At 72.2% G+C, this 14,960-nt stretch carries 18 protein-coding genes; 10 read left to right on the top strand and 8 right to left on the bottom strand.

The window, feature by feature from the left end; all coding sequences use genetic code 11:
- Window position 1: 1 nt before the first annotated feature.
- Window positions 2-1,933, bottom strand: coding sequence for a TIGR03960 family B12-binding radical SAM protein (locus BJ975_RS03150; protein ID WP_179423556.1), 1,932 nt, complete (start codon window positions 1,931-1,933; stop codon window positions 2-4).
- 40 nt (window positions 1,934-1,973) lie between these two features.
- Entirely contained in the window at window positions 1,974-3,725 is a 1,752-nt protein-coding gene (locus tag BJ975_RS03145; protein ID WP_179423554.1) for an Ig-like domain repeat protein, read from the bottom strand.
- A gap of 154 nt (window positions 3,726-3,879) precedes the next feature.
- Between BJ975_RS03145 and BJ975_RS03140 the strand changes: the two genes are divergently transcribed.
- The 5 genes from BJ975_RS03140 to BJ975_RS03120 are packed head-to-tail and all read left to right on the top strand — an operon-like array spanning window position 3,880 to window position 7,858.
- A complete protein-coding gene (locus BJ975_RS03140; protein WP_179423552.1) occupies window positions 3,880-4,605 on the top strand; it encodes a response regulator transcription factor in 726 nt (241 codons plus the stop codon).
- On the top strand, window positions 4,605-6,071 hold the full coding sequence (locus tag BJ975_RS03135) for a sensor histidine kinase (protein WP_179423550.1): 1,467 nt from the start codon (window positions 4,605-4,607) through the stop codon (window positions 6,069-6,071). Before BJ975_RS03140 ends, BJ975_RS03135 begins: the two co-directional genes overlap by 1 nt.
- Complete coding sequence (locus BJ975_RS03130) at window positions 6,029-6,775, top strand: PspA/IM30 family protein (protein WP_179423548.1); 747 nt, start codon at window positions 6,029-6,031, stop codon at window positions 6,773-6,775. Before BJ975_RS03135 ends, BJ975_RS03130 begins: the two co-directional genes overlap by 43 nt.
- Window positions 6,772-7,254, top strand: coding sequence for a DUF2505 domain-containing protein (locus BJ975_RS03125; RefSeq protein ID WP_179423546.1), 483 nt, complete (start codon window positions 6,772-6,774; stop codon window positions 7,252-7,254). The genes BJ975_RS03130 and BJ975_RS03125 overlap by 4 nt, the downstream gene beginning before the upstream one ends.
- 16 nt (window positions 7,255-7,270) lie before the next feature.
- Window positions 7,271-7,858, top strand: coding sequence for a DJ-1/PfpI family protein (locus BJ975_RS03120; protein ID WP_179423544.1), 588 nt, complete (start codon window positions 7,271-7,273; stop codon window positions 7,856-7,858).
- Window positions 7,859-7,862: 4 nt separating this feature from the next.
- Here the strand turns inward: BJ975_RS03120 and BJ975_RS03115 are convergent, their stop codons facing one another.
- Both BJ975_RS03115 and BJ975_RS03110 read right to left on the bottom strand, forming a co-directional pair.
- The gene (locus tag BJ975_RS03115; protein WP_179423542.1) at window positions 7,863-8,168 is read right to left on the bottom strand and encodes a hypothetical protein; all 306 of its coding nucleotides are present in this window, start codon (window positions 8,166-8,168) and stop codon (window positions 7,863-7,865) included.
- Window positions 8,165-9,571 carry a wax ester/triacylglycerol synthase family O-acyltransferase gene (locus tag BJ975_RS03110; RefSeq protein ID WP_179423540.1) on the bottom strand — a complete coding sequence of 469 codons (1,407 nt, stop codon included), beginning with the start codon at window positions 9,569-9,571 and terminating at the stop codon, window positions 8,165-8,167. Before BJ975_RS03110 ends, BJ975_RS03115 begins: the two co-directional genes overlap by 4 nt.
- A 136-nt stretch (window positions 9,572-9,707) precedes the next feature.
- Here BJ975_RS03110 and BJ975_RS03105 point away from each other — a divergent pair, with 136 nt between their 5' ends.
- On the top strand, window positions 9,708-10,436 hold the full coding sequence (locus BJ975_RS03105) for a hypothetical protein (RefSeq protein WP_179423538.1): 729 nt from the start codon (window positions 9,708-9,710) through the stop codon (window positions 10,434-10,436).
- 11 nt (window positions 10,437-10,447) lie between these two features.
- On the opposite strand, the gene BJ975_RS03100 is transcribed toward BJ975_RS03105, so the two are convergent.
- Both BJ975_RS03100 and BJ975_RS03095 read right to left on the bottom strand, forming a co-directional pair.
- The gene (locus tag BJ975_RS03100; protein ID WP_179423536.1) at window positions 10,448-11,563 is read right to left on the bottom strand and encodes an AAA family ATPase; all 1,116 of its coding nucleotides are present in this window, start codon (window positions 11,561-11,563) and stop codon (window positions 10,448-10,450) included.
- Window positions 11,560-12,192: a hypothetical protein gene (locus BJ975_RS03095; protein ID WP_179423534.1), complete on the bottom strand. Its 633-nt coding sequence runs from the start codon at window positions 12,190-12,192 to the stop codon at window positions 11,560-11,562. Before BJ975_RS03095 ends, BJ975_RS03100 begins: the two co-directional genes overlap by 4 nt.
- A 102-nt stretch (window positions 12,193-12,294) precedes the next feature.
- Between BJ975_RS03095 and BJ975_RS03090 the strand changes: the two genes are divergently transcribed.
- Window positions 12,295-12,540, top strand: a complete 246-nt coding sequence (locus BJ975_RS03090; RefSeq protein WP_223302971.1) for a helix-turn-helix domain-containing protein — start codon at window positions 12,295-12,297, stop codon at window positions 12,538-12,540.
- On the opposite strand, the gene BJ975_RS03085 is transcribed toward BJ975_RS03090, so the two are convergent.
- On the bottom strand, window positions 12,497-12,988 hold the full coding sequence (locus tag BJ975_RS03085; protein ID WP_179423530.1) for a hypothetical protein: 492 nt from the start codon (window positions 12,986-12,988) through the stop codon (window positions 12,497-12,499). The genes BJ975_RS03090 and BJ975_RS03085 overlap by 44 nt on opposite strands.
- Window positions 12,989-13,046: 58 nt before the next feature.
- Window positions 13,047-13,469 (bottom strand): Hsp20/alpha crystallin family protein, encoded by a 423-nt coding sequence (locus BJ975_RS03080; RefSeq protein ID WP_269307060.1) that lies wholly within the window; start codon window positions 13,467-13,469, stop codon window positions 13,047-13,049.
- Between the two features lie 105 nt (window positions 13,470-13,574).
- Here BJ975_RS03080 and BJ975_RS03075 point away from each other — a divergent pair, with 105 nt between their 5' ends.
- The 3 genes from BJ975_RS03075 to BJ975_RS03065 all read left to right on the top strand — a co-directional run bounded on the left by BJ975_RS03075 (window position 13,575) and on the right by BJ975_RS03065 (window position 14,925).
- Window positions 13,575-13,868: a MerR family transcriptional regulator gene (locus BJ975_RS03075; RefSeq protein ID WP_179423528.1), complete on the top strand. Its 294-nt coding sequence runs from the start codon at window positions 13,575-13,577 to the stop codon at window positions 13,866-13,868.
- Window positions 13,869-13,999: 131 nt separating this feature from the next.
- Window positions 14,000-14,485 (top strand): LysM peptidoglycan-binding domain-containing protein, encoded by a 486-nt coding sequence (locus BJ975_RS03070; RefSeq protein ID WP_179423526.1) that lies wholly within the window; start codon window positions 14,000-14,002, stop codon window positions 14,483-14,485.
- Window positions 14,482-14,925 carry an Rv3235 family protein gene (locus BJ975_RS03065; protein WP_179423524.1) on the top strand — a complete coding sequence of 148 codons (444 nt, stop codon included), beginning with the start codon at window positions 14,482-14,484 and terminating at the stop codon, window positions 14,923-14,925. Before BJ975_RS03070 ends, BJ975_RS03065 begins: the two co-directional genes overlap by 4 nt.
- Window positions 14,926-14,960: the final 35 nt, after the last annotated feature.

Genomic DNA, 14,960 nt, shown 5'->3' with positions numbered 1-14,960 from the left:
GTCAGACCACCGAGAGGGGCAGGAGCTTCTGGCCCGTGGGACCGATCTGGATCTCCAGATCCATCTCGGGGCACACGCCGCAGTCGAAGCACGGGGTCCAGCGGCAGTCCTCGACCTCGACGGCGCCGTCGGGGTCGATCGCGTCCTGCCAGTCCTCCCACAGCCACTCACGGTCGAGACCGGAGTCCATGTGGTCCCACGGCAGGACCTCGTCGTGGTCGCGCTCGCGCGTGGTGAACCAGTCGAGGTCGACGCCCTGCGGCTCCAGGACCTCGGCGGCCTGCTGCGCCCAGCGGTCGTAGCTGAAGTGCTCGCTCCAGCCGTCGAAGCGGCCGCCGTCGCGCCACACGGCCTCGATGACGCCGCCGACGCGACGGTCGCCGCGAGACAGCAGTCCCTCGACGATGCCGGGCTTGCCGTCGTGGTAGCGGAAGCCGATGGCCTTGCCGTAGCGCTTGTCGGACTGCACCGAGGCGCGCAGCTTGCGCAAGCGCTCGTCGGTGGTCTCGTGGTCGAGCTGCGAGGCCCACTGGAACGGCGTGTGCGGCTTGGGCACGAAACCGCCGATCGAGACGGTGCAGCGGATGTCGCGGCGGCCAGAGACCTCGCGGCCGGTGTCGATGACGCGCTTGGCGAGCTCGCCGATCTGCAGGACGTCCTCGTCTGTCTCGGTGGGCAGGCCGCACATGAAGTAGAGCTTCACCTGGCGCCAGCCGTGCGAGAACGCCGCGGCGACGGTGCGGATCAGGTCGTCCTCGCTGACCATCTTGTTGATGACCTTGCGCATGCGGTCGCTGCCACCCTCGGGGGCGAACGTGAGGCCGGAGCGGCGGCCGTTGCGGCTGAACTCGTTGGCCAGCGTGATGTTGAAGGCGTCGACGCGGGTCGACGGCAGCGAGAGCGAGGTGTTGGTGCCCTCGTAGCGGTCGCCGAGCTGCTTGGCGACCTCGCCGATCTCGGAGTGGTCGGCGCTCGACAGGCTGAGCAGGCCGACCTCCTCGAAGCCGGACTGCTTGAGGCCGTTGTCGACCATCTGGCCGATCGTCCGGATCGAGCGCTCGCGGACGGGACGCGTGATCATGCCGGCCTGGCAGAAGCGGCAGCCGCGCGTGCAGCCGCGGAAGATCTCCACGCTGAAGCGCTCGTGCACGGTCTCGGCCAGCGGCACGAGCGGCTTCTTCGGGTACGGCCAGCTGTCGAGGTCCATCAGCGTGTGCTTCGCGACTCGGGTGGGCACGCCGGGTCGGTTCGGCACGACCGCGCCGATCTGGCCGTCGGGGCGGTACGAGACGTCGTAGAACTTCGGCACGTAGACGCCGCCGGACGCGGCCAGGCGCGCGAGCACCTCGTCGCGGCCGCCGGGACGGCCCTCGGCCTTCCACTCGCGGACGACCTCGCTGATCGCGAGGACGACCTCCTCGCCGTCGCCCATGACGGCGGCGTCGACGAAGTCGGCGATCGGCTCGGGGTTGAAGGCGCTGTGGCCGCCGGCCAGGACGATCGGGTGCGACTCGTCGCGGTCGACCGCGTGCAGCGGAATGCCGGCGAGATCGAGCGCGGTCAGCATGTTCGTGTAGCCCAGCTCGGTGGAGAAGCTGAGGCCGAAGAGGTCGAACGCGCCGACCGGGCGGTGGGCGTCGACCGTGAACTGCGGGATGCCGTGCTCGCGCAGCACGGCCTCCATGTCGGGCATGACGGCGTACGTGCGCTCGGCCAGGATGCCCTCGCGCTCGTTGAGCACCTCGTAGAGGATCTGGACGCCTTGGTTGGGCAGGCCGACCTCGTACGCGTCGGGGTACATCAGCGCCCAGCGGACGTCGGCCTCGTCCCAGTCCTTGACGGTGGAGTTGAGCTCACCGCCGATGTACTGGATCGGCTTGGAGACTCCCGAGAGCAGCGGCTCGAGTCGGGCGTAGACGGAGTCGACAGGCATGACATCAAGGGTACGTGCCCACGCACGGGCCCCGGGACGCCTACTTCGTGACGGTGAGGGTCCGCACCACGCTGGTGGACGGCTCCAGGAGGTCGGTGCCGCCGAAGGAGGCGCTGACGGCGTGCTTGCCCACCGCCAGCTTCGGCAGCGTGACGACGACCTTGCCCTTCGACGCGGCGGTCAGGGTGACCGTGGCGACCTGCTTGCCGCCGACCAGGACGGCGACCGCGCCGGACGTCTGCGGCACCGTGCGACCGGAGTGGACCGAGATGGTCAGCTTCGCCTGCGCGGTCGACTTGATCGTCGTGGCGGACAGCGAGGTGCCCGTGATCGAGCGCTCCTGGACCAGCAGCGGGAGCGTCCCCGTGGCCGAGGCGGTCTGGTAGGTCGAGCCGCGGTACTGCACCGAGATCGCGCGGGTGCCGGGCGCCAGGACCGGCAGCGCCACCGTGACGGTGCCGCGGGCCGCGGCCGAGAGCGGTGCGGAGGCGACCTTCGCGCCGTCGGCCAGCACCCAGACCTCGCCCGCAGCGGGCGCGACGCCGCGTGCCGTGCCGACCGTGGCGACCACCTGGGCGGGCTCGTTCGAGCGCACCGCGGCCTTCGCCAGCGAGGCGCGGACGGTGGTGGGCTCGACGACCGCGAACGCCTGGGCCCTGGCCTTCGAGCGGCGAACGGTCCTGGAGCCCCAGTAGGTCGCCCGGATCGTGTGACGGCCGGGCGCGAGAGCGGGCAGACGGACGGTGACCTTGCCCTTCTTCGCCTTCGTCAGCTTCGGCGAGGCGATCCGCTTGCCGTCGACGTACACCGAGACGGCGTTGGTCGTGGTGCGCCCGTCCGTGGGCGTGACCGTGACCGTGGCCGTCGGGCGCGTTCCGACCGTGAACTGCTTCGCCGGCAGGACGATCGCGGTCCTCGCGGAGACGACCTTCGCCGGCTTCGTCACGACCACCTTGATGGTGGGGCTGGTGGCCTTGCGGACCTGGGCGCTGCCGTCGAACACCGCCGAGATCCACTGCTTGCCGCGCTTCATCTTGGGCAGCGTGACGGCGACCGAGCCGCGGTGGCCGGCCTTGAGGGTCACGGTCTTGACCGTGACGCCGCCGCGACGGACGCGGACCGTGCCCTGCGGCACGACGCCCTTCGCCGCCGCGACCTTCACGGTCACCTTCGGCTTGGCCGAGGTGGTGACCTTCGCCGGTCCGGAGACGGTGACCTTCGAGGTGACCGCCGGGGCCGGCGCGGGGGTCGTCGGAGCGGGGGTCGGGTCGGACTCGGCCGGCGGCGGGGCCGCGACGTCCTTGAAGTGGATGAACCGCTCGGGGTACCAGGAGGCGCCCGTCAGCACCTTGTACCGGCGGTACGTCTTGGACGTGTAGCTGTCCTCGGACAGGATCAGGAAGCCGGAGCCGACCTGCTCGACGTAGGCCACGTGGCTGGCGGCCTTCGACCATTGCGCGATCGAGCCGACGGCGGGTCGGTTGTCCACGAGGTAGCCGAGCTTCTTGGCGTTGGTGTGCCAGTCGCGGGCGTTGCCCATGAGGATCTTCGGCTCGGGCACCCCGGCCTTCTTCATCCGCCAGGCGGCGTAGTTCGTGCAGTTGTGCCCGGCGTACATCCGCCAGTGCATCTGGTGCATCACCTCGGCGTAGCCGGAGAGGTCGCACGTGGCGACCTCGGACTTGGTCTTGCCGGTGCAGATCACGGTGAACGCCTGCGCCGAGGTCTGGGTGGCGGTGAGCCCTGCCATGACGAAAAGGCACACGAGTCCCACGAGTCCCAACCGGCGCATGGGCGACAGCCTAGACCACCGACACGCCGAAATGAACTTAAAGTTGAACTTTAGGGTTGGAGTGTGTTAATGACACCGCTGTGATTCCAGGGCGCACAGCGGACTCACAGGACGGACTCAGCCGTTCCCGCGCCCATCGGTCCACACTGGACCCATGAGCGTCGCCCCTGCCCTCACCCGTGTCGACGGCACCCCCGTGCGCGTCCTCGTGGTCGACGACGAGCCCAACATCGCCGAGCTGCTCCAGATGGCGCTGCGCTACGAGGGCTTCGACGTCCGCATCGCCGGCACCGGCCGCAAGGCGGTCGCCGCGGCGCGCGAGTTCGCGCCCGACGCGATGATCCTCGACTGGATGCTGCCGGACTACGACGGGCTCGAGGTGCTGGCGAAGGTGCGCGCCTTCTCCCCCGACGTCCCCGTCATCTTCCTGACCGCCCGCGACTCCGTGGAGGACCGCGTCGCCGGCCTCACCGCGGGCGGCGACGACTACGTCACCAAGCCCTTCAGCCTCGAGGAGGTCGTGGCGCGGCTGCGCGGCCTGCTGCGACGTGCCGGCGGGCGCCAGCAGGTCGAGACCCCGACGCTCGTCGTCGGCGATCTCGAGCTCGACGAGGACGGCCGCGAGGTCTCGCGAGGCGGCACGCCGATCGAGCTGACCGCCACCGAGTTCGAGCTGCTGCGCTACCTCATGCGCAACGAGCGGCGGGTCGTGTCCAAGGCGCAGATCCTCGATCGGGTCTGGGACTACGACTTCGGCGGCAACGACAACATCGTCGAGCTCTACATCTCCTACCTGCGCAAGAAGATCGACGCCGGGCGCGAGCCGATGATCCACACGAAGCGCGGCGCCGGCTACGTCCTGAAGGCGCCGGCGTCCTGATGCGGCCGCAGACCCTGACGGGCCGGCTGATCGCCTCCTCCGTCGCCCTGGTGACGGTCGTCAGCATGCTGGTCGCCCTGACCGCCACGATCATCATGCGGTCGTCGCTCATGGAGCGCCTCGACCGCGACCTGCAGCGAGCGGTCGAGCGGGCCGAGCGCGTCGAGGGACCGGGTGCCGGATCGAGCGGGCTCGTCACGGACTGCGGCGACCTGCCGACCCTGCCCCCGGGACAGAACGCCGGCAGCGTCACGGCCGTGTTCGGCTCGGCCTGCCGCATCGGCGTGCGCATCACCGACCGTGGCCAGCTCAGCCAGCTGTCCGCCGGGGCGGTGGACGCGATGAGCGAGGCCGAGGTCGGCTCCGAGCCGCGCACCGTGGAGCTGCCCGATCTCGGGTCCTACCGGGTCGCGGCGACGACCAACGCCACGGGCGACCGCGTGGCCTTCGGCCTGCCCACCGACGACGTCGACGACACGATCCGCAGCCTCATCGGCTGGGAGGTGCTGCTGTCGCTGCTGGGCATCGGCGCCGCCGCGGTGGTGGCGCGCGAGATCGTCCGCCGCCAGCTGCGGCCGCTGCAGCAGGTCGCCGCCGTGGCGCACGAGGTCGCCGAGACGCCGTTGGCCAGCGGCGACGTCGCCTCCACCCCGCGAGTGCCCGAGGAGCTGACCGACCCCGTGAGCGAGGTGGGCCGCGTGGGCGCCGCCTTCAACCAGATGCTCGGCCACGTCGACGACGCGCTCCACGCGCGGCACGAGAGCGAGCAGCAGGTGCGCCAGTTCCTCGCCGACGCGTCGCACGAGCTGCGCACTCCCCTGACCACGATCCGCGGCTACGCCGAGCTCACCCGCCGCACCGACGCCGACCCGAAGGAGTCCCTCGCGCGAATCGAGTCCGAGGTCGGTCGCGTGACGGCGCTCGTCGAGGACATGCTGCTGCTCGCGCGGCTCGACTCCGGGCGCTCGCTCGAGCAGCGCGAGGTCGACCTGACCCACCTCGTCGTCGAGGCCGTGGCCGACGCCCGCGTCGTCGACCCGCGCCGCAAGTGGCGCCTGGAGGTGCCGCCCGAGCCGGTCTCGGTCGAGGGCGACGAGCTGCGCCTGCACCAGGCCGTGACGAACCTGCTGACGAACGCCACGCGTCACACCCCGGAGGGCACCACCGTGACCGTGCGCATCCTCACCGGCCCGACGCGCGTGCAGGTGCACGACGACGGCCCGGGCCTGTCCGAGGACCTCGTCCCCGTGGTCTGGGAGCGCTTCACGCGCGGCGACTCGTCGCGCACGCGCAGCGCCGGCGGAGCGGGCCTGGGCATGTCGCTCGTGCGCGCCATCATGCAGGCCCACGGCGGAGACGCCTCGGTGCAGAGCCGTCCCGGCGACACCACCTTCACGCTCACGTTCGCCACTATGCTCGACGCATGGCTCAGAAACAGTCCATCCTCGGACGCATCTCCCAGTTGACGAAGGCGAACATCAACGCGCTGCTCGACAAGGCGGAAGACCCGCAGAAGATGCTGGACCAGATGGTCCGCGACTACACGAACTCGATCGCCGAGGCCGAGCAGGCCGTCGCCCAGACGATCGGCAACCTGCGCCTCGCCGAGGCCGACCACGCCGAGGACGTCGCCGCCGCGAAGGAGTGGGGCGCCAAGGCGATCGCCGCGTCCAACAAGGCCGACCAGCTGCGAGCCGGCGGCCACGCGGGCGAGGCCGACCGCTTCGACCAGCTCGCCAAGCTCGCGCTGGGCAAGCAGATCACCGCCGAGAACGAGGCCAAGGCCGCCGCCCCGATGATCGCGCAGCAGAGCGAGGTCGTCGAGAAGCTCAAGACCGGCCTCGTCGGGATGCGCACCAAGCTGACCGAGCTCAACAGCAAGCGCGACGAGCTCGTCGCCCGCCACCGCTCGGCGGAGGCCCAGGCGCAGGTCAACGACGCGATCAAGTCGATCGACATCCTGGACCCCACGAGCGAGCTGAGCCGCTACGAGGACCGCGTCCGTCGCGTCGAGGCGCAGGTGCGCGGTCAGCAGGAGCTGACCTCCTCCAGCCTCGACGCCCAGTTCGCCGAGCTGGAGGCCGACGCCGGCCAGCTCGAGATCGAGGCCCGCCTGGCCGAGCTCAAGGGGCTCGGCCAGGGCACCCCCACCCCTGAGGAGAACGCGTGAAGCTCACCGAGCGGTACGAGTACCCCGCCAGCCCCGAGCAGGTCTTCGGGCTGGTCAGCGACCAGACCTTCCGCGAGCAGTCGTGCGAGCGCCAGGGCGCCCGCGACTACACGGTCACCGTGGAGGAGCAGGGCGGCAGGACGGTCGTCACGATCGTGCGCACGATGGAGTCGGACATGCCCGACTTCATCAAGAAGCTCACGGGCGACTCGGTCACCGTGACCCAGGTCGAGAAGTGGGGCCCGGCCGATGCCTCGGGCGGTCGCACCGCCGACGTCTCGGTGGACATCCACGGCCAGCCCGCGCGCATGACCGGCACGTCCACGATCGCCGGCACCGCCTCCTCCACCACGATGTCGCTCGACGGCGACGTCAAGGTCTCGCTCCCGCTCATCGGTCGCCGCATCGAGCCCGAGGTCGCCAAGGCGATCTCCGCCTCGCTGCGCGACGAGGTGGAGTTCGGCAAGACCCAGCTGTGACGTCGAGGACCCGCGCGTGAGGTACGGCATCCTCGCGTTCGACGACGTCGAGGTGCTCGACGCGTGCGGGCCCTTCGAGGTGTTCTCGGTGGCGGCCCGGCTGCTGGGCCGCGAGCCCGCCCCCACCGAGCTCACCGTCACGCTCGTCTCGGCCCACCCCGGGCGATCCTCCGTGGTCGCCCGTGGTGGGCTGGTCCTGGGCACCCACGCCTCGCTCGAGGACGCGCCCGACCTCGACCTGCTGCTCGTGCCCGGCGGCGTCACCGACGCGGTGGAGCGCGACGCCCGCGTGATCGAGTGGATCGCCGCCCGTGCGGCCACGCCCACGATCGCGTCGGTGTGCACCGGCGCCTTCCTGCTGGCCGAGGCCGGCATCCTCACCGACCAGCGCGTCACGACGCACTGGGAGGACCAAGCCGCTCTGGCCAGGCGGTTCCCGCGCCTCGACGTCGTCGACGGACCGCGCTGGATCCGGCAGGGCGAGGTCTACACCTCGGCGGGCATCTCCGCGGGCATCGACCTGGCGCTGCACCTGGTCGACCGGATCGAGGGCGGCCTGGGCGCCCGCGTGGCGCGGCAGATGGACTACGACTGGCGGGCGTGAGCCCTCAGCGTGCGGCCAGCAGCGCGATGACCTGCGCGAGCTCCTGCGGCGCGTACCAGGCCAGGTCGCCGCTGGCGTCGGCGTCGACGTGGAACGACTGCACGTCCCGCAGCACGATCTGGCCGTCCTCGTCGTCGAGCTCGGCGCACACCACGACCGGCCCCTGCTCGGCCGCGGTCAGCAACGCGTCGTACTCGTCCTCCTCGTCCTGCGAGGCGGCGGTGACGCGCTCGGGCGTGATCGGCCGGTCGTCGGCCAGCGCGCGCAGCAGCGCGGCGTCGGCGGCCGCGTAGACGCGGGTCCTGCTCATGTGGGCCTCTTCCGTCCGCGCGGTGCCCGCGCTCGCCTCGGACCGATCGTCTCGGTCAGCTCCTCCAGGGCCTCCAGGATGCACTGGCCCAGCACGTCGGCGTCGGGCACCGCCTCGCGGTCGGTGACGATGCCGAAGAACACCCGGCCGTCGTAGGACGTGACGCCCACCGAGATCGCCCGGTGCCCCGTGAGCGGGATCGCCGGGAAGATCTCCTTGAGCTGCTGGCCCGCCATGTAGACCGGGTCCTGCGGACCGGGCACGTTGGTGATGACCAGGTGGTAGGGCCGGTTCGCCTCGTCGGCGGCCACCCGGGCGCCCACCGTGTGGAAGGTGGAGGTGGCGAAGCCGGGCAGGTTGGCCAGCTTGTTGGCCGCCACCGCCGAGCCGGTCTCGCGGTGTCCCTTGAGCGCGTAGGAGACCTGGTGCAGCCGCACGACCGCGTTGGACTCCCCCACCGGCAGCGTGAGCATGAGCCCGCGCACGAGAGGGCCGAGCGACGTCGGGTGGCCGCCCTCTGCCTGGCCGTCGCGGGTGACGGACATCGGCACCATGGCCCGGAAGCTGGTCTTGGCGGTGACGGGCTCGGCGCGGGTGAGCATCCAGCCGCGCAGGCCGCCCGCGATCGCCGCGAGGATGACGTCGTTGACCGTGCCGCCGTGCTCGTCGCGGACCCGTCGGAACTCGCTGAAGGGGGCGCTCACCGAGGTGAAGCGCCGGTGTCGCGACAAGGTGGCGGTGAGGGGGCCGTGCGTGGCGGCGTCAGGTCCCAGCACCGGCAGGTGCGAGGCGACGCGCGACCACTGGTACTCGCCGTTCCACAGCAGCTCGGCCGGGTGGCTCAGCTGGGAGCGCACCGAGCCGGCCAGCAGCTCGACCGTGCCGGGCATGGCGCGCGGGGTCCACTCGTCGTGCGGGATCGTACGGTCGCGCTGGGTCTCCTCGAGGAGGACCTGCGCGAGGTCGACCGTGTGCGAGCCGTCGACGAGCGCCTGGTGCGACTTGAACAGCAGCGCCATCTCGCCGCCCTGGAGCCCCTCGATGAGGTAGAGCTCCCACAGCGGGCGCTCGTGGTCGAGCCGTCGGGCGATGAGCCGTCCGACGAGCTCGTGCAGGGCGTCGCGTCCGCCGGGCCGCGGGAGCGCCGAGCGGCGCACGTGCAGCGACAGGTCGAAGTGCTCGTCGTCGGCCCACACCGGCATGCCGATGCCGCCGGGGATCCGCCGCGGCACCTGGCGGTAGCGCGGCACGAGGTCGATGCGGTCGTTGATGACCTGGATCAGGCGGTCGTAGTCGAGGGGCCGGTCGCCCGGCTCGAGGATCGCCAGCGAGGCGACCTGACGGGGCGTCTCGGGATGGTCCTGGTGCAGGAACATCGCGTCGAGAGGGCTCAGTCGTTGCATGCGATCCCCTGCTGTCCTCGCCTCGGTCCGGTCCGCCGGTAGCCCAGAAACTTACCACCCGACCCACCCGTCGAACGGGCAACGAAAAGGCTGCGAGTCGCTGACAGCCCGGCCCTCACCGTGCCATCCTCCCCGGATGGAGACACGCACCCGAACGTCGGCGCCGGCGGTGACCGCGGCGCGCCGTCTCGCCGCCGCCTCGTGGGTCGGCGCCGCGCTGGGGCTGCTGGTGGGCGGCATCGGCGGCCGGCTGTTCATGGCCCTGCTGGCGAGCCTGAACCCCGAGGACCACGGGACGATCACCGACGACGGCTTCCCCATGGGCGAGTTCACGACGTCGGGGACGTTCCAGCTGCTGATGACCGGCGCGGCCCTGGGCGTCCTGGGCGCCGGCATCTACCTCGCGCTGGGCTGGCTCGCGCTCGGTCCGCCGTGGTTCCGTCGACTCTCGGTCGCCGTGGGCGGCACCGTGATGGTCGGCGCGGCGCTCGTGCACGACGAGGGCGTGGACTTCACCCGGCTCGAGCCGACGTGGGCCGCCATCGCGCTGACCCTGGCGGTGCCGCTGGTGTTCTGCCTGCTCATGCCGCCGGCCGTGGACCGGGCCGTGCGCGACGGCTCGCCATGGCAGCGTGGCGGCTGGACGTGGCTCGCGCTGGTGCCGTGGGTGTTCCCGCTCTTCCCGGTGACGATCGTCCTGGTGGCGGGCTGGCTGCTGTGGCGCCGGGTGGGACGTCGGATGCCCGAGGTCGCGGCCTGGCTCCTCCGCAGCCTGCTCGTGGCGCTGTTCGCCACCGGCGCCTTCGTGCTGGGCTCGGAGATCGTGGGCGTCTACGACGCGATCGGCGAGGGCAGCCTCCTGTGACCTGAGCCGCGTCACCGCGCCGCCACCAGCTCGGACGCGAGCCGCTCGACGCGCGACACGTAGCCCGAGGTCGGCGCGACCTCGCGGAGTGGACGACCCGTCATCAGGGCAAGGTCGTGACCAGCGCCGTCCTGGGGCAGGAACGCCCACGGCGTGACGCCCGTGAGCTCGCGGACCGTCTGGGCGACCTCGCGCTCGGTCCAGCCCAGCGAGGCCCGGAATCCGTTCAGGACCAGCCGCGGCGGTCGCCTCCACGGACCCGCGTCGTCGAGCGCGCGGACGAGTCGTGCCAGGCCCACCGGATCGACCCGGCCGACCGCCATCACCTCGTCGGCGAGGTCGAGCACGCGTCGGGTGACCTGGTCGCGCGACGGCCCCTGACCCATCGCCGGCTCGACCCCGAAGCCGCAGTCGACGACCACCAGCTCGTGGTCGCGGCGCAGGTCGCGCAGCACGGCCTCGAGGGCGTCGGGCCGCAGGTGGTGCCACATGTCCGAGCGGGGCAGGCCGGTGAGCAGGTCCCAGTGCGGGGCGAGCCGCAGCAGGTGCGTCCCGGCCACGCCCGCCCGCCCACGATTGACGTCGCGGCAGGCGGCCATGATCCCGCTGACCTCGTCGAGGACCCCGAGCAGCTGGCCGAGTGACCCGCCGTAGACGTCGGCGTCCACCAGCGCGGTGGAGCGACCCGTCGCCGCTGCCGCCGCCGCGAGCGACACCGCGAGGGAGCTGCGGCCCGGTGCGCCGGTGGCGCCCCACACCGCCACGAGCAGGCCGGGCTCGCTCTCGCGCTCCGGCTCGGGGACCGGTGTGGCCGCCGCGTCGGCGAGCGCACCGAGACGCGCCGACTGGTCGATCCCCAGGGGCGAGCCGTCGCCCTCGACGGCGGCCGGCCGGACGCCGAGCTGGAGCAGTCGCTGCACGACACCCGCGTCGAGGCCGGGACTGTCGACGGCGACGAGGGCCAGGTCGAGGCGGTGCGTTCCGGCCGTGGCCAGCAGGTCGGCGACGTCGACGCAGCGGCGGACCAGCACGAGTCGCGGGTCGGACTCGATCTCGGCGAGCGCCACCGCCTCCCAGTGCGCCCCGCACGCCGCGACCGCGACGCGCAGGGACCCGGTCGCGCTCACGGGACCCGCACGACGGTGAGGTGACCGGTGCCCAGCGCGGCGACCACGTCGCCGCCGGGTCCGCCACGGCCCGTGTCGACGACGAGGGTGCGCGAGCCGGTGCCGTCGACCCCCGACAGCGAGACGACCGGGACGTCGACGAGGACGCGCCGCGTGGACCGGCTCGGGTCACCGCTCTCGCCGGGCCCCGCCCACACGTCGACCCGGTCGCCCGCGGCGAGGTCCGGCGGGGCGGTGCCCGCGGGCACCGCCATCGCCAGCTCGCGACCGCGGTCGACCGATGCCGTGACCGCGTCGCGCGTGACGAGCGTGCCGGGGCCGGCGTCGCGCGCCCACACGCCGCGCGGCACGCCCTCGCCGGCCGGCACGAGCGAGTCGGCCGCCGCCGCCTCCACCCGACCGGCCACGGGCGACAGCTGCGAGGGATCGACCGGGTCGCCGGCCCTCACCTCGGCGCGAACGAGCCAGTAGTCGGTGGAGTCGCGCGCGGTGGCGACGAGCCAGCCGCCGGCGACGGCTGAGGCCAGGACGAGGACGGCACCGAGCACGAGTCGCGGCTGGCGCCATCTGGAGATCGAGGTGCGCCGGGCGAGCGCGCGCCGGGACGTGTCACCCCCCGTGACATGCATGGGCCAGTCATACGGGGTCGCGACCCGCGGCTGCCACCGGTCGTCCACAGTCCGGGCGTGACGTGCGCCTCGTCGCCGGTGCTGCGTGTGAGAATGGGCGCCATGGCCCCCGAGCATCAGTTCCTCACGGCGAACGACGTCGCCGAGACCCTCAAGGTCGACGTGCGGGTCGTGTGGGGACTGCTGAAGTCGGGCGAGCTGCGCGGCTTCCAGGTGGGCGGACGCAAGATGTGGCGGATCGAGGCCAGTGCCCTCGAGGACTACATCGCCCGGCAGTACGAGCGCACCGCGCGAGAGACCTCGGTCAACGCGGCACGAGAGCCGCGATCCACGCCCACGGCAGACTGACCCGCAGCCCGGCGGCGGCCACCTGCACGAAGTCCGCGCCGACCTCCACGATGGGTCCCTCGATGGTCCGGCCGTCGCGCCGCACCACGCGCACCTCCACGCCCGCGTCGCGCACGGCACGGGCGACCTGGCGCCGCGTCCTCGAGACCGTCGGTGCCGCGGCAGCACGACCGTCGTGCCCGACCACGGCCGCGATCGCCTCGGGCAGCACGACGATGCGGGACGTCTCGTCCTGCACGAGCACCACATCGCCGACCCCGGTGACCCGTCCACCGATCTCGCCCAGGCCCACGACGTCGAGCCGGACGTCGGCACCCCCGAGCAGGTCGGTCCACGCCAGAGCGGCCCACTGCTCGTCGCGCAGGTCCTCCGCGAGGGCGTCGCGCTCGTCGGCGTGCTCGTCGATCGCCGCGCCCTCGAGGTCGGCGAAGAGTCGGTCCCAACGCATGAGGACACCGTAGGGCCTCGCACGGAGGCCCCACGGTGTCCTCGGGGGAAGGGGCGGGTCAGGCCTCGATCGCGGTGCTCTCGCTGGCGCCGCCGATCTGGATCTTGCGCGGCTTCGCCCGCTCCGCGACCGGGATGCTCAGGCGCAGCACGCCGGCGTCGTAGGCGGCCTCGATCCGCTCAAGATCGAGGTTGTCGCCCAGCACGAGCTGGCGGCTGAACGCGCCACGGGGGCGCTCGGAGGCGAGCATCTCCCAGTCGCCGTTGCGCGCGACGCGCTCGGCGCGAACCGTCAGCACGTTGCGCTCGACGTCGAGGTCGATGCTGTCCTTCGTCACGCCCGGGAGGTCGAACTCGACCACGAAGGTGTCGCCCTCGCGCCAGGCGTCCATCGGCATGATGGCCGGTCGGTTCGTCGTCCCGAAGAGCTGCTGGGTCAGGCGGTCGAAGTCACGGAACGGGTCGGTGGTGCGGATCATCATCGTCGTCTCCTCCTCGCTGGGTGGTGATGGGTTCATCCGTTGAAACCTATATTCGTCATTTCATATTCCTTGTCAAGTAGAGTTCAGTTCCAACGGAGGTGGAGCATGCGCGACGACGACGAGGCCGGGGTCTACGCGATCTCGGTGGCGGCCGAGATGGTCTCGATGCAGGTCCAGAACCTGCGCGTGTACGAGCGTCGCGGCCTGCTCGAGCCCACCCGGACGCCCGGCGGCACCCGCCGCTACAGCCGCACCGACCTGCGGCGCCTCGTACGCATCCGCGACCTGCTGGCCGAGGGGCTGAACCTCGCCGGCATCGAGCGCGTGCTCGCCCTCGAGGAGCAGCTGGCCCGGCTCCAGAGCGAGAACCGGCGGCTGCGCTCCCGCGCTTCGTCCTGACCTGATCTCCACAGGCCGCCAACGCACCCGTTGACGGCGGGGTCGGCATGCGCTTCGCTGGTCGCCATCACACGCCATCTGTCGTCAAATGCCTCCATCGGACGTCAGTGGCTCATCGATCGGGGGATCGGATGCACGACCTGACGACCATGGGGCCGGAGGCTGCACTGCGCACCGTGCTCACCGCCCTGTTGCTGGCCTGGGCCGCCTGGTGGTGCGTCGGGCTGCTCGCGGCACTCGTCGACCGCAGGCTCGCGGCGCGACTCGCCCCTCCCCTGCTGCGCGCCCTGCTCGCCACCGGCGCCGTCATGGCGGTGCAGGCGCCGAGCCACGCCAGCACCAGCGACGTCGACGCGCTCCAAGGGCTGTCCCTGCCCGAGCGCCCGCCGACGGCTGCCCCGCAGCCGGAGCCGGCCCGAGCCCCCGCCCCGTCCGCACGCGTCGTCGCACCCGGCGAGAGCCTGTGGTCCATCGTGCGCGAGCGCTCCCCCGTCGCCGACGACGCCGCCGTGAGCGACCGGGTCCGCGCCTGGCACGGCGCGAACCGCGCCGTCATCGGCCCCGACCCCGACCTGATTCATCCCGGACAACGCCTCGACCCGCCAGGAGCACGATGATCACCGCCACCGCCCTCGCCACCGACCCGTTCGCACCGCGCCAGGTGCCGCTGCCGTTCACCTCCTCGGCACCGCTCCTGCCGGTGCCGGTGGAGCGCGGCGACGCCAGCGAGCTGCGCCACCGGTGCGCCCGCTTCACGCAGGCGCTGGCCGAGGTGATCACCGGTGTTCGGCCCGTGCGCCAGCTCGGGCCGTGGCTCAGCCGCGACGTGTACGAGCAGCTGCACCGCTACGTGACCGACCGGTTCGTCTCCGGCGGCCCGCGCCACAGCCCACGGGTCGTGTCGGTGCACATCACCATGGTCGACATCGGTGCCGCCGAGATCGCGGCCCGGATGGTGCACCGAGGCCGCTCGCACGCCCTTGCCGTCCGCCTGCAGCGCGGTCGCGACCCTCAGGGGCGCGCGACCTGGCGCTGCACGGCAGCCGAGTGGGCTTAACGAGCAGAGTGGGCGTGACGAGCGGCCTCGGTCAG

The sequence above is a fragment of the Aeromicrobium tamlense genome (assembly GCF_013408555.1).
Taxonomy (GTDB): Bacteria; Actinomycetota; Actinomycetes; order Propionibacteriales; family Nocardioidaceae; genus Aeromicrobium; species Aeromicrobium tamlense.
The sequence above is the reverse complement of the archived record's forward strand: the minus strand, read 5'-3'. Positions and strand labels throughout refer to the sequence as shown.